Annotated in this window: 12 protein-coding genes and 1 tRNA gene; 11 read left to right on the top strand and 2 right to left on the bottom strand. The window is 69.0% G+C overall.

Annotation, left to right across the window (positions count from 1 at the left end):
• Nucleotides 1-7: 7 nt before the first annotated feature.
• The 6 genes from ACQUSX_RS14890 to ACQUSX_RS14865 all read left to right on the top strand — a co-directional run bounded on the left by ACQUSX_RS14890 (nt 8) and on the right by ACQUSX_RS14865 (nt 7,437).
• A complete protein-coding gene (locus tag ACQUSX_RS14890) occupies nt 8-1,399 on the top strand; it encodes a threonine/serine exporter family protein (protein ID WP_428907720.1) in 1,392 nt (463 codons plus the stop codon).
• 59 nt (nt 1,400-1,458) lie between these two features.
• The gene (locus ACQUSX_RS14885) at nt 1,459-3,285 is read left to right on the top strand and encodes an ABC-F family ATP-binding cassette domain-containing protein (protein WP_428907721.1); all 1,827 of its coding nucleotides are present in this window, start codon (nt 1,459-1,461) and stop codon (nt 3,283-3,285) included.
• Nucleotides 3,286-3,453: 168 nt separating this feature from the next.
• On the top strand, nt 3,454-4,362 hold the full coding sequence (locus ACQUSX_RS14880; protein WP_428907722.1) for a MetQ/NlpA family ABC transporter substrate-binding protein: 909 nt from the start codon (nt 3,454-3,456) through the stop codon (nt 4,360-4,362).
• A 5-nt stretch (nt 4,363-4,367) separates the two neighbouring features.
• Nucleotides 4,368-5,411, top strand: coding sequence for a methionine ABC transporter ATP-binding protein (locus ACQUSX_RS14875; protein WP_428907723.1), 1,044 nt, complete (start codon nt 4,368-4,370; stop codon nt 5,409-5,411).
• Complete coding sequence (locus tag ACQUSX_RS14870; protein ID WP_428907724.1) at nt 5,411-6,070, top strand: methionine ABC transporter permease; 660 nt, start codon at nt 5,411-5,413, stop codon at nt 6,068-6,070. Before ACQUSX_RS14875 ends, ACQUSX_RS14870 begins: the two co-directional genes overlap by 1 nt.
• A gap of 182 nt (nt 6,071-6,252) precedes the next feature.
• Nucleotides 6,253-7,437, top strand: a complete 1,185-nt coding sequence (locus ACQUSX_RS14865) for a MarP family serine protease (RefSeq protein ID WP_428907725.1) — start codon at nt 6,253-6,255, stop codon at nt 7,435-7,437.
• 14 nt (nt 7,438-7,451) lie between these two features.
• Here ACQUSX_RS14865 and ACQUSX_RS14860 read toward each other — a convergent pair whose 3' ends face one another.
• Nucleotides 7,452-8,399: a pseudouridine synthase gene (locus tag ACQUSX_RS14860; RefSeq protein ID WP_428907726.1), complete on the bottom strand. Its 948-nt coding sequence runs from the start codon at nt 8,397-8,399 to the stop codon at nt 7,452-7,454.
• 34 nt (nt 8,400-8,433) lie between these two features.
• Nucleotides 8,434-8,928: a MarR family winged helix-turn-helix transcriptional regulator gene (locus tag ACQUSX_RS14855; protein ID WP_428907727.1), complete on the bottom strand. Its 495-nt coding sequence runs from the start codon at nt 8,926-8,928 to the stop codon at nt 8,434-8,436.
• 88 nt (nt 8,929-9,016) lie between these two features.
• Between ACQUSX_RS14855 and ACQUSX_RS14850 the strand changes: the two genes are divergently transcribed.
• The 5 genes from ACQUSX_RS14850 (at nt 9,017) to ACQUSX_RS14830 (ending at nt 12,977) form a co-directional block, all read left to right on the top strand.
• Nucleotides 9,017-9,088, top strand: a tRNA-Gln gene (locus ACQUSX_RS14850).
• A gap of 1 nt (nt 9,089) precedes the next feature.
• On the top strand, nt 9,090-10,520 hold the full coding sequence (glmU, locus tag ACQUSX_RS14845) for a bifunctional UDP-N-acetylglucosamine diphosphorylase/glucosamine-1-phosphate N-acetyltransferase GlmU (RefSeq protein WP_428907728.1): 1,431 nt from the start codon (nt 9,090-9,092) through the stop codon (nt 10,518-10,520).
• Nucleotides 10,521-10,531: 11 nt separating this feature from the next.
• Complete coding sequence (locus ACQUSX_RS14840) at nt 10,532-11,569, top strand: ribose-phosphate diphosphokinase (RefSeq protein WP_428907729.1); 1,038 nt, start codon at nt 10,532-10,534, stop codon at nt 11,567-11,569.
• A gap of 35 nt (nt 11,570-11,604) precedes the next feature.
• Nucleotides 11,605-12,051, top strand: coding sequence for an FMN-binding protein (locus ACQUSX_RS14835; RefSeq protein ID WP_428907730.1), 447 nt, complete (start codon nt 11,605-11,607; stop codon nt 12,049-12,051).
• Between the two features lie 32 nt (nt 12,052-12,083).
• Nucleotides 12,084-12,977, top strand: a complete 894-nt coding sequence (locus ACQUSX_RS14830) for an FAD:protein FMN transferase (RefSeq protein ID WP_428907731.1) — start codon at nt 12,084-12,086, stop codon at nt 12,975-12,977.
• The last annotated feature ends 7 nt before the right edge of the window (nt 12,978-12,984 follow it).

Here is a 12,984-nt window from a genome sequence, read left to right as displayed (position 1 = left end):
TGGGGTGATGGCCGCAGCGAAGAACTGGCGCATGCGTCTCGCGCACGCGATCCACGTCGATGCGGCCTCACGTCCCGAGACGCAGGCGATCCTCTCCGTAGACGAGATGTACGCCCGCCGGGTGATCGAGCTGGCGATGCGGATCGCCGAGGCGCTCATCGCGGTCGGCGCCGCCGCGAACGAGGTCGCGCTCACGGTGACGCGGGTCACGGCTGCGCTGGGCATCCGGCCTGTGCACGTCGACATCACCTTCAACGCGATCGCTGTCTCGTATCACGGCGGTGAGTCCGATCTGCCGTTCACGCTGATCCGGGTCGTGCGGGCCCCCGTGCCTGACCACGCGAAGCTGCAGGAACTGCAGGCGCTGGTGGTGGAGATCGAGTCGGGGCTGGCGCTTGACGAGGCGCGCATCCGGTTCCACACCATCCGGCGAACGCCGTTCCGGTATCGTCCAGCCGTCATCGTCATCGCTCAGGGGCTGCTCGCCGCCGGCGTCTGTCTGCTCTACGGCGCGTCGTGGCTGACGACTCTGGTCGCGCTGCTGGCCGCGTGCGGTGCCGCGCTGGCGCAGCGATGGATGGCGCGGATGCATGTGCCGTTCTTCTTCTCACAGGCAGCCGGCGCCCTGGTGGTCACCGCGTTCGCCGCGGCGGCCAACGCTCTGCGGGCGAACGGCGTGCCGGCGTTCGAGGACGCGAGTCCCGGCATCATCGTCGCAGCGGGCATCGTGCTCATGCTCGCCGGGATGTCGGTGGTGGCCGCCGCCCAGGATGCGATCGACGGTTTCGCGCTGACCGCGGGCGGGCGCATCCTCGATCTCGCGCTGCTCACGCTCGGCGTCGTCATCGGCATCGTCGGCGGCGTGTCTCTGGCGCAGCGGCTCGGGGTCGGCATCCCGCTCTCGACGGATCCTCCCACGCTGGGGCCGGTGGCGATGCAGATCGCGGGGGTCGTGCTGATCGCCGTCACGGTCGCCGTCTGGAACGGAGCCGCGGGACGCACGATCCTGGTGTCCGCTCTGCTGGGCAGCATCGCCTGGGGCGGCTTCAGTGCCGCTGTCGCAGGCGGCATCGGCGTGCCCCTGGCCAGCGCCGTCGGCGCCCTGATCGCGAGCTTCATCGGGACGCTGGTCGCGCACCGGCTGCACGTGCCGTCGATCGCCGTGACCACCGCTGCGATCGTGCCGATGGTGCCGGGTTCGGTCGTCTACCGCGGGCTGCTGGGGATCGTCGAGGCTGAGGACGATGCGACCGGTCTCATCCTCGGCTTCGCTGACCTGTTCCAGGCCGGGGCGATCGGCCTCGCACTGGCATCCGGCGCTTCACTGGGGCTGTTCCTCGGCGCACCGGTGCGCGACACCCTGCAGAGTGTGGTGCGCCGACGCGGCCGCATCCGCTGACCGGTCGCCCGGTCACGCCCAGCGTCACGCTCAGCCCCACCGGATAGCCTGGGTAGGACATGGCACATCTGCTCGGGGCCGAAGGGCTCCACCTCGAATACCCCACGAAGATCGTCTTCGATTCCGTCACAGTCGGCATCGAGGAGGGTGATCGGATCGGCATCGTCGGACGCAACGGCGACGGCAAGTCCAGCCTGCTCGCGATGCTCGCCGGCCGCAAGGAGCCGGATGCCGGTCGCGTGACGGTCCGCGGCGGCACGACCATCGGCGTTCTCGATCAGGCCGACACCCTCGACGACACGCTGACGGTGGGCGGCGCCGTCGTCGGCGACACCCCGGAGCACGAGTGGGCGGGCGACGCGAAGATCCGCGACGTCATCGCCGGTCTCGTCGGCGACCTGCCGTGGGACGCCCCGGTGGCCTCCCTCAGCGGCGGGCAGCGCCGCCGCGTGTCGCTCGCGAAGCTGCTGGCCGGCGACTGGGACATCATCGCCCTGGACGAGCCCACCAACCACCTCGACGTCGAGGCGATCACGTGGCTGGCCGGCCACCTGAAGACCCGCTGGGCTCCCAGCGCCGGGGCACTGATGGTCGTCACCCACGACCGATGGTTCCTCGACGAGATCTGCACCGCCACCTGGGAGGTGCACGACCGGATCGTCGAGCCCTTCGAAGGCGGGTATGCGGCATACATCCTGCAGCGCGTCGAGCGCGATCGGATGGCCGCGGCCACTGAGGCGAAGCGGCAGAACCTCGCCCGCAAGGAGCTCGCATGGCTGCGCCGTGGTGCACCGGCGCGCACCAGCAAGCCGAAGTTCCGGATCGACGCCGCCAACGCGCTGATCGCCGACGTGCCCGAGATCCGCGACACCGTCTCACTGCAGTCCCTCGCCGTCGCGCGGCTCGGCAAGGACGTCGTGGACCTGCTGGATGCCGGCGTGACGTACCCCGCGGCGAGCTCAGGGCAGGCGCGTCACGTGCTCAAGGACGTCGAGTGGCGCATCGCGCCGGGGGAGCGCACAGGCATCCTCGGTGTCAACGGCGCCGGAAAGTCGACGCTGCTCGGCCTCGTCGCCGGTACCGTCGAGCCCACGAGCGGGCGGGTCAAACGCGGCAAGACCGTGCAGGTGCGCACCCTCACCCAGCGCATCGACGAGCTCGAGAAGCACTGGAAGGATCCGGTGCGCACGGTCATCAACGGCCTGCGCACCTCGTACACGTTCGGTGCGGGGTCCAAGGCGCAGGACCTCACGCCGGGGCAGCTCCTCGAACGGCTCGGCTTCACCTCCGCGCAGCTTTCCACGCCGGTGAAGGATCTCTCCGGCGGTCAGCAGCGGCGCCTGCAGCTGCTGCTGGTGCTGCTCGATCAGCCGAACGTGCTCATCCTCGATGAGCCCACCAACGACGTGGACACCGACATGCTCGCCGCGATCGAGGATCTTCTCGACTCGTGGCCGGGCACGCTGCTCGTCGTCAGCCACGACCGGTACTTCCTCGAGCGGGTCACCGATCAGCAGTACGCCGTCATGCCGGGGCCGGACGGCGTGGGCCGGCTGCGCCACCTGCCCGGCGGCATCGACGAGTACCTGCGACTGCGCGCGGCCTCCCCGGTCGTTGAGCGAGCGAAGCGAGACGAAACGGGCTCACAGACCGGACCTACGCTCTCCGGAGCCGAACTCCGAGCGGCACAGAAAGAGCTCGCGGCGCTGGAGCGCAAGATGCAGAAGCTGAACGAGAAGATCGACAAGGCGAAGCATGCGCTCGCCGAGCACGATCAGTCCGACTACGCCGCTCTCGGCGAGAAGATGCAGGCGATTCAGGCTCAGCAGGATGAGGTCGAAGAGCTCGAGCTGCGCTGGTTCGAGCTGACCGAGCAGATCGGCTGACGCGGGTGTCCGCGATTCGCCCCCGATGAAGCGCACCAACGGCCAAGAGCATCGGGGGCGAACACTACTGGCGCAGGCTTCGCTGTGACGTAATGTGACGTGCCGATTACGGCGGGCGCGCGGACGGAACGTACGGTTTCTGAGTCCCCACGAGAGGAAGCACCCGAAATGTCCCGCCGCATCACCACCATCGCAGCCGCAGCAGCAGCGGCCGCGCTCATCGCGTCCCTCGCCGGATGCGCGTCGTCTCCCGCCGCCGACGGCGGTGACAGCGCACCGTCCGGTGGCGAGACCGTCCGCATCGGCGTCGTCGGCAAGAGCGATCCCCAGTGGCCCGCGTTCGTCGAGGCCGCAGCCGCAGAGGGCATCGAGGTCGAACTGGTCGATTTCGGCTCCTACGAGCAGCCGAACCCGGCGCTCACTGAGGGCGAGCTCGATCTGAACCAGTTCCAGCACATCGTGTACCTGGCCGGCTACAACGTCGCCTCGGGCGAGGACCTCACGCCGATCGGCTCGACCGGCATCTACCCGCTCGGCTTGTACTCGCAGAAGGTCGACGACGTCAAGGACATCAAGAAGGGCGAGAAGGTCGCCGTTCCGGACGACGCCTCGAACCAGGCGCGCGCCCTGCTCGTGCTGCAGTCCGCCGGGCTCATCGAGCTCACCAGCGGTGGCACGATCTTCTCCGACCTGGCCGACATCGACAAGGACAAGTCCAAGGTCGAGGTCATCGCGCTCGAGGCCGCGCTGATCCCGAACTCGCTGCCCGACGTCGCTGCGGCCATCATCAACAACGACTTCGTCACGCAGGCGGGACTGAAGTTCGAGGATGCCATCGCCCAGGACGACCCGAGCGATGCGAACGCCCTGCCGTACGTGAACATCTTCGCCGCCCGCGCCGAGGACAAGGACGACGAGACGTACCTGAAGCTCGTCGAGATCTTCCAGACCGACGAGGCGGTTCAGGCAGGTCTGCTCGAGGCATCCGGCAACACCATCGTCCCGCTGCAGACACCGGTCGCCGATCTCGAGGAGTCGCTGGCCAAGGTCGAGAAGGACACCGAGGCACAGGGCTGACATCCATGGCCATCGTGAGTCTGGTCGACGTCACGAAGACCTACCCGGCCGCGGTCAAGGGCGCACAGCCCGTGACCGCGGTCGACGGCGTGACGCTCGACATCGAGCAGGGTGAGATCTTCGGCATCATCGGCTACTCCGGCGCTGGCAAGTCGACGCTCGTGCGGCTGATCAACGCGCTGGAGCCCACCACCAGTGGCACGATCCATGTCGACGGCGTCGACATCACCGCGCTGAGCGAGCGCGAGCTGCGTCGGGTGCGCGGCGGCATCGGCATGATCTTCCAGCAGTTCAACCTGTTCTCATCGAAGACCGTGAAGGCGAACATCGCCTACCCGCTGAAGCTCGCCGGCTGGTCGAAGAGCGACATCGACGAGCGAGTCGACGAACTGCTGCGCTTCGTCGGGCTCGCCGACAAGGCGAAGGCCCACCCCGAACAGCTCTCCGGAGGGCAGAAGCAGCGCGTCGGCATCGCACGCGCGCTTGCCACGAGGCCCGCGATCTTGCTGGCCGATGAGGCGACCAGTGCTCTGGATCCGCAGACGACGCACGAAGTGCTCGCGTTGCTCAAGCGCGTCAACGACGAGCAGGGCGTCACGATCGTCGTCATCACGCATGAGATGGATGTCATCCAGTCCATCGCCACCAAGGTCGCCGTCATGGAGAACGGTCGCGTGATCGAACAGGGTGACGTGTTCGAAGTCTTCTCCGACCCACAGAACCCGGCCTCCCAGCGCTTCGTGGGAACCGTCGTCAAGGGCATCCCATCGCCCGCCGAGAGCGCGTCGCTGCGCGCGCGCCACGAGGGGCGCCTGGTGACGTTCTCGTTCCGTGACGGCGATTCCTCTCAGGCGCAGGTGTTCGTCGACCTCGCGGAAGCGGGCCTCGGCTTCGAGCTCGTCTACGGCGGCATCAACGACATCCGCGGTCGCGCGTTCGGTCACCTCACCCTGGCGATCAGGGGATCGGATGCCACGGTCGACGCGACCCTGGAGAAGATCCGCGAACATGCGACGGTCACCGAAATCACCGCGGAAGGGGCCGCCTGATGGATCGCCTCAACGAACTGTGGCCCGAGTTCTGGGATGCTGCGCTCGAGACGCTCTACATGACGACGTACGCGCTCGTCCTGGCCGGCATCCTCGGCACGCTGATCGGCATCGGCCTGTACGTCACCCGTCCCGGTGGGCTGATGCAGAACCGGCTGCTCAACGGCATCCTCGAGCTGCTGGTGAACTTCTTCCGACCGATCCCGTTCGTCATCTTCATCGCTGTGCTGCAGCCGGTGACCCGTGCCGTGATCGGCATCGGCATCGGCACCACCGCGGGAGCCTTCGCCATCGGCATCGCGGCGGCCTTCGCGATCGGCCGCATCGTCGAGCAGCACCTCGTCTCGGTCTCGCCCGGTGTCGTCGAGGCGGCTCGGTCGATGGGCGCGGGGCCGTGGCGCATCCTGTTCACCGTCGCGATTCCCGAATCGCTCGGCCCGCTGATCCTCGGCTACACCTTCATCGTCGTGGCGCTGATCGACATGACCGCCATGGCAGGGCTCATCGGCGGCGGAGGTCTCGGTGCGTTCGCGCAGATCTACGGCTTCCGCAAGTTCGAACCGGTTGTGATGTGGGCGGCGATCGTCCTGATCGTCGTGTTCGTGCATCTCGTGCAGCTGCTGGGCACGAAGCTGGCCCGCGTGATCATGCGCCGGTGACGCTCAGGTGCTCGTCGCGGGGAGCCAGATGTCTGCCTCAGCCGCTGAGAACCGGCATTCGGCTCCCCGTCAGCGACGAAACGACCCGAACAACCCCAGATCCCCGTTCGGAACACGCACAGCCGGAGCCCGTAATCTGACCGGGGCGCGCAGATGCGCGCCCGCTGGAGCGAGGAGGCCGGATGCCGCCCGTGGTCGATGTGGTGATCGTCGCGCTCGTGATCGCGGCACTGCTGGCCGGGTTGCGCATGGGCGTGTTCGCCGTGCTCGGGATGCTGTGCGGGCTGGTGGCCGGAGGCCTGGCTGCCACGTGGGTGCTGCCGTGGGTGTCGGGGATGACGGCGGCCGGTGACTGGCATGCTCTCAGTGTTGTCGGCAGCGCAATCGTGCTGCTGGCGGCGGGTGCGAGTCTCGGATCGGGCATCGGGGCGATGCTGCGTTCAGGGGCCGACCGGCTGAGGCTGCGCGTGATCGAGCGCGCTCTCGGCGGAGCACTCGGTCTGGTGGCCGGCGCGATGACGCTCGCCCTCACCGGCGCGGCACTGGCCACGGCCGGAATCCCTGTCGTCTCGGCATCCGTCGCCTCCTCCCAGGTGCTGCGCGACATTGACCGGCACACGCCCCCGATGCTGGCCGAGACCATGGCGCGGCTGCACGCGGCCGTGCTCGGCGACACCACACTGCCGACGATCGATGGACTGCTCGACGAGGGCGACCTGGCGATCGCGCCCGACCCGGGCCGAATCGACGTCGACGATCCCGCGCTCGCCGCAACCGCATCGTCAGTCGCGCGGATCTCTGGCGTCGCGCCCGCCTGCGCCACGATGCCCAGCGGTTCGGGTTTCGTCGCCGGTGTCGACCTCATCGTGACCAACGCCCATGTCGTCGCCGGCGTCGATGTGCCGGTGGTGGAACTGCCGGGCGAGCCGGCGCGTGACGGACACGTGGTCTACTTCGACCCTGTCGACGACATCGCCGTGATCGCCGCTGATGTCGCGGCGTCGCCGCTGCCGCTCGCCGACGCGCTGGGCCCCGGAGACGAGGCCGTCGTGCAGGGATACCCGTACGGCGGTCCGTTCCGCACGGTGCCTGCCGGCGTCATCGCCGCGGGCAGCATCCCGATCGACGACATCTACGGCACCGGCACCACCGAGCGTTCGGTCTACACCCTGGGCGCCGAGGTGCATCCCGGCAACTCCGGCGGCCCGCTGCTGACCACGGCGGGGGAGGCCGCCGGGGTGGTCTTCGCCCGCGGCGAGACGAACAAGGACGTCGGGTATGCCATGACCAACGCTGAGCTGCTGCCCGTGCTCGCCACGCTCGACGAGGCGAGCGAGCCGGTTCCGACCGGGGCCTGCCTGCGCTGAGACCGGCAGTCTCGTCAGCCGCCGTGGGCGCCTGGCGCCTCTTGCAGTGTCCGCGCGGTGACGAACTCGCGCGGTGCACCGCTGAGCGGATCGATGAAGCGCAGTTCGCGGGCGAGCAGCTGCAGCGGCCTGCCGAAGTCGTCGGGCACCTCGGGCAGCAGCTCGGGGTAGAAGCCGTCGTTGAGGATGCCTGCGCCGAGAGCCGCGAGGTGCACGCGCAGTTGGTGCATCTTGCCGCTGTGTGGCCTGAGCATGGTGTGCAGCACGCGCTCGTCGGCATCGATCAGCTCGATCAAGGTCTCGGAGTTCGGCTCGCGCTCGGCATCCACTCGCACGCACACGCTGCTGCGCGCCTTCTCGATGTGGTTGCGGTAGACGATCGGGAACGGCTGTCCGGCAAGCGCAGGAGATGCAGCATCCCAGCCTTCCGGGAGCGCCGAGACGGCCTCGTAGACCTTCTCGACCTCTCGATCCTGGAAGAGCAGCTGGTAGGCGCCGCGCGTCTCGGGCCGCGTCGAGAACATCAGCAGCCCTGCCGTCGCGCGGTCGAGGCGATGGATCGGGGTGAGCTCGGGGATGCCGAGGAGGTTCCGCAGCCGCACCAGCGCGGAGTTCTGCAGGTACTTGCCGCCGGGGGTCGTCGGCAGGAAGTGCGGCTTGTCGGCGACGACCAGGTCGCGGTCCTGGTGCAGCACCTCGACCTCGAACGGGATCTCGCGCTCCACGGGCGGGTCGCGGTAGTACCAGACGAACTCGTGGGCGCCCAGCGGCGTCTCGCGGGTGAGCGCGGTGCCGTCCCTCGCGACGATCTCACCGCGGTCGAACCGCCTCAGCAGCCGCTCCGGATCGAGGTGGAAGAATCGCTCGGCCATGTACGCCCCGACCGTCGGCCATTCACCGCTCATCGGCAGGTGCAGCCTGGTCGCGCCGACGCCGTCTCGCACGGGCAGGGGCGATGCCATCGCCATCAGGAGCCGCCGCCCGAATCGAGGAGCGTCACGAGTCGAAACTCAGACTGAGCTTGCGCAGCAGCCCGGCGAGTCGTTCGCGGTCGGCGCGGGGGAGGGCGCGCAGCAGCTCGGCCTCGGCATCCACCAGACGGGTGATAGCGGCATCCACCCGCACCTTCCCGTCGTCGGTGAGGATGACCAGGATGCTGCGGCCGTCGACCGGGTCCGCCTCGCGGCGCACGAATCGGCGACCCACGAGCCGGTCGATCCGGTTGGTCATGGTGCCGCTGGAGACGAGCGTCTGCTGCAGCAGCTGCTTCGGGCTCAGCTGGAACGGAGAGCCCGCGCGCCGCAGCGCCGAGAGCACGTCCCACTCCCACGGCTCGATGTCGCTGCGGTGGAACACCTCGCGGCGGGCCCGGTCGAGGTGGCGCGAGAGGCGATCCATCCGCGAGAGCACTTCGAGCGGCGAGAAGTCCAGGTCGGGTCGCTGGGTGTTCCAGGCGCCGACGATGCGATCGACCTCATCCACCTCGCTCATCCCTCCATTATCGCCCGCAGGGGACGCTCGCCCGGACGTGGCAGACTTGTCACGCGGCCGAATGCGCTCAGACCTGCTGAGGCCGTGGTCCGCCGTAGTGTAATGGCAGCACGACAGCCTTTGGAGCTGTTAGGTCCAGGTTCGAGTCCTGGCGGCGGAGCATGTCGCAGAATCCACTCGCCATCATCGTCCTCGCCGCGGGCCAGGGCACCCGCATGAAGTCCCGGCTGCCGAAGGTGCTGCATGAGATCGGCGGTCGACCGCTGGTCGGACACGTGCTCACCACCGCCCATGCTCTCGGAGCCGACCACGTTGAGGTCGTCGTGCGCCACGAGCGGGACAAGGTCGTCGCAGCCCTGGCCGATCAGTACCCGGATGCCGTGATCGTCGACCAGGACGAGATCCCCGGAACCGGCCGTGCCGTGCAGGTCGCCCTCGACGCGCTGCCCGCAGACTTCGACGGCGACGTGCTGGTGCTCTCCGGCGACGTGCCGCTGCTGGAGACCGACACCCTCGAGGCGCTGATCGCCGGGCACCGCGCGGCCTCCGCCGCGGCCACGCTGCTCAGCGCCCACCTCGACGACCCCACCGGCTACGGACGCGTGATCCGCGGTGCGGACGGCGTCGTCGAGCGCATCGTCGAGCAGAAGGACGCCAGCGCCGACGAGGCGGCGATCACCGAGATCAACGCCGGCGTCTACGTGTTCCGCGCGCCGACGCTTCGCACCTACCTCGCGAAGGTCGATCAGGACAACGCCCAGGGCGAGATGTACCTCACCGACGTGATCGGGCTGCTGCGCGGCGCCGCCGAGACCGTCGCCGCCGAGATCACCCGTGACGTGGCATCGACCTTCGGCATCAACGACCGCGCCCAGCTCGCCGAGGCCGGCCGCGTGCTCAATCAGCGCATCGTGCGCCACTGGCAGCGCGAGGGCGTGACGATCATCGACCCCGCCACCACCTGGATCGACGACGACGCGAAGCTCGCGCCCGACGTGACCATCCTGCCGAACACGCAGATCCTGCGCGCCACGGTGATCGCCGCCGGCGCCACCATCGGCCCCGACACGACGCTGGTCGACTGCGAGGTCGGCGAGGACGCCGTCGTGCGCCGCACTGATGCCAACCTGGCCGTCATCGGCCGAGGCGCCACCGTCGGCCCGTTCTCGTTCCTGCGCCCCGGCACCGTCCTCGGCGCGGGCGGCAAGATCGGCGCGTACGTCGAGACGAAGAACGCGCAGATCGGCGAGGGCAGCAAGGTCCCGCACCTGTCGTACGTGGGGGATGCCACCATCGGACGCGGCGTCAACCTCGGCGCCAGCACGATCACAGCGAACTACGACGATGTGAACAAGCACCGCACCGAGATCGGCGACGAGGTGCACACCGGCTCGCACACCGTGCTCGTCGCTCCCGTTAAGCTGGGAGCCGGTGCGAAGACCGGTGCAGGCGCCGTCGTCCGCAAGGACGTCCCCGCAGGCGCCCTGGCCATGAGCGTCGCCCCCCAGCGGAACATCGTCGGGTGGGTCGAGAAGAACAGAGCAGGCACGGGCGCGGCCGACGCGGCTGCCCGGGAACGATCAGCGGAATAGGCGGAGTTCGCATGGGGCACAAGAAGAAGAAGAAGGTCGCGCTGGATCGTGAGAACGGGGTCGCCCCCGGCCTGATCGCGAAGACCAAGAAGCGCCTCGTCGTCGCCGGCGGACGCTCGCACCCAGAGCTGACCGCCGCGGTCGCCGCGGCGCTCGGGCAGGAGGTGGCTCCGGTCGAGCACCGCACCTTCGCATCCGGTGAGATCTACGCCCGCTTCGAGGTCTCGATCCGCGGCTGCGACCTCTTCATCGTGCAGTCGTTCGGTGAGCCGGTGAACGAGTGGCTCATGGAGACGCTGATCATGCTGGACGCCGCCAAGCGCGCCTCCGCGAAGCGAGTCACCGTCGTCGCGCCGTACTACCCGTACTCCCGGCAGGACAAGAAGGGCCGCGGTCGCGAGCCGATCTCGGCCCGACTGGTCGCCGACATGCTGAAGATCGCCGGCGCGGACCGCGTCATGAGCGTCGACCTGCACGCCGCGCAGATCCAGGGCTTCTTCGACGGCCCCGTCGACCACCTGTTCGCCAAGCCCGTGCTGCTCGAGCACTTCGAGAGCACGCTGACCGCCGAAGACCGCGAGACGCTCACCATCGTCTCGCCGGACATGGGTCGCGTCCGCGTCGCGGACACCTGGTCCGACAGCCTGGGAGCACCCTTGGCGATCATTCACAAGCGCCGCGACCCGAAGGTCGCCAACCAGGTCTCGGTGCATGAGATCGTCGGCGCCGTGGACGGTCGCACCTGCCTGCTCGTCGACGACATGATCGACACCGGCGGCACGATCGTGAAGGCCGCGCAGGCGCTAAAGGCGAACGGCGCCCGCAAGGTGATCGTCGCCGCTACCCACGCGATCTTCAGCGACCCGGCATCCGAGCGTCTGCAGGACGCATCGATCGATCAGGTCGTGATCACCGATACCGTCCCGCTGACCGAGTCGCGTCGCTGGGACGGGCTCACGATCCTGCCGATCGCACCGCTGCTGGCGACGGCGATCAAGCAGGTCTTCGAGGACGGCTCGGTCACGAGCATGTTCGGCGGCGACGCCTGAGAACCGCTCATAGCCGCATACCGGATGCTGTGAGCATGAACGCCCACCCCGCTGCTCGGACCGGATCCGCTCTGCTCGGCGTCGCCGGAGCCCTGCTTCTCGCCGGATGCTCCGGCTCGGCGGGTGTCGACAAGGCCGATCCGAATCCGACCGAGACGGACGCGACCGCCCCGTACGCGGATGGCACCTACACCGCAGACGGCTCGTATCAGACCCCCGAGACGGTTGAGACGATCTCGGTGACCCTCACGCTGAAGGACGACATCGTCACAGATGTCGAGATCGTCGGCGATCCGATCGCACCGGAGTCGACCCGCTACCAGGGGCAGTTCATCTCGGGCATCGACGAGCACGTCGTCGGCAAGAGCCTCGACGAGCTCGACGTCGATCGCGTGGCCGGCTCCTCGCTGACCAGCGGAGGCTTCGATCAGGCCGTCGTGCGGATCAAGGATGAGGCCACGCTCGCTGAGGCCGCCGATTAGCAGCCGGACGTCGTGAGCTCGGGACTTTCCTCATGATCTGGCGCTTCGACGCGATCGGCACGCGCTGGGAGATCGAGACCGAGTCGGCGCTGCCCGAGCGACACCACGACGCAGTGGGGGACGTGGTCGCGCGCTTCGACGCCGCCTGGTCGAGGTTCCGTGCGGACTCGGTCGTCTCGTCGCTGCGCGACGGCGGCACGGCGGATGCCCCGGCCGATGCCGTCCTGATGCTGGAGACGTACCGTGAGCTCAGCCAGGCTACGAGCGGCGCGGTGAACCCGCTGGTCGGCGCCGCGCTGGAATCGCTCGGCTACGACCCCGCGTACACCCTCTCGGCGGGGCCGGCCCAGAGTTCACCGGTCCGGGTATCACCCGCGGAGGCCTCACCGGCCCAGGTCTCGCCGGCGGAGTGGGAGCGGATGCTGACGTGGAGCGCAACGACGCTCAGCCTCACTGGTCGCGCCGTGATCGATGTCGGAGCGCTCGGCAAGGGGCGCCTGGCCGACCTCGTCGCAGCGCAGCTGGCGGATGTGCCCGGACGCGTGATCGTCGATGCCGGCGGAGATCTGCGCGTGAGCGGCGGAACAGCGCGCGTCGCGCTGGAACACCCGTACGATCCGGCATCCGCCATCGGAGTCGTGGCGGTGACCGATCGCGCGCTGTGCGCCTCGGCCATCAACCGACGTGCCTGGGGCGACGGCCTGCACCACGTGCTGGACGCGCGCACGGGACATCCGGTGCGCACCTGGGCGGCGACGTGGGCACTCGCGTCGGACGCGATGCACGCGGACGCCGCCGCCACTGCGCTGTTCTTCGACGGGGGCGCCGAACTCGCCGCCCGCTGGGGTGTCGACTGGGTGCGGATGACCACCGACGGGCGCGTGGAGCGCTCGGCCGGGTTCGCCGGGGAGCTGTTCACCGCCTGACGAAATG

The organism is Microbacterium alcoholitolerans (genome assembly GCF_050408615.1).
Classification (GTDB): Bacteria; Actinomycetota; Actinomycetes; order Actinomycetales; family Microbacteriaceae; genus Microbacterium.
The sequence above is the reverse complement of the archived record's forward strand: the minus strand, read 5'-3'. Positions and strand labels throughout refer to the sequence as shown.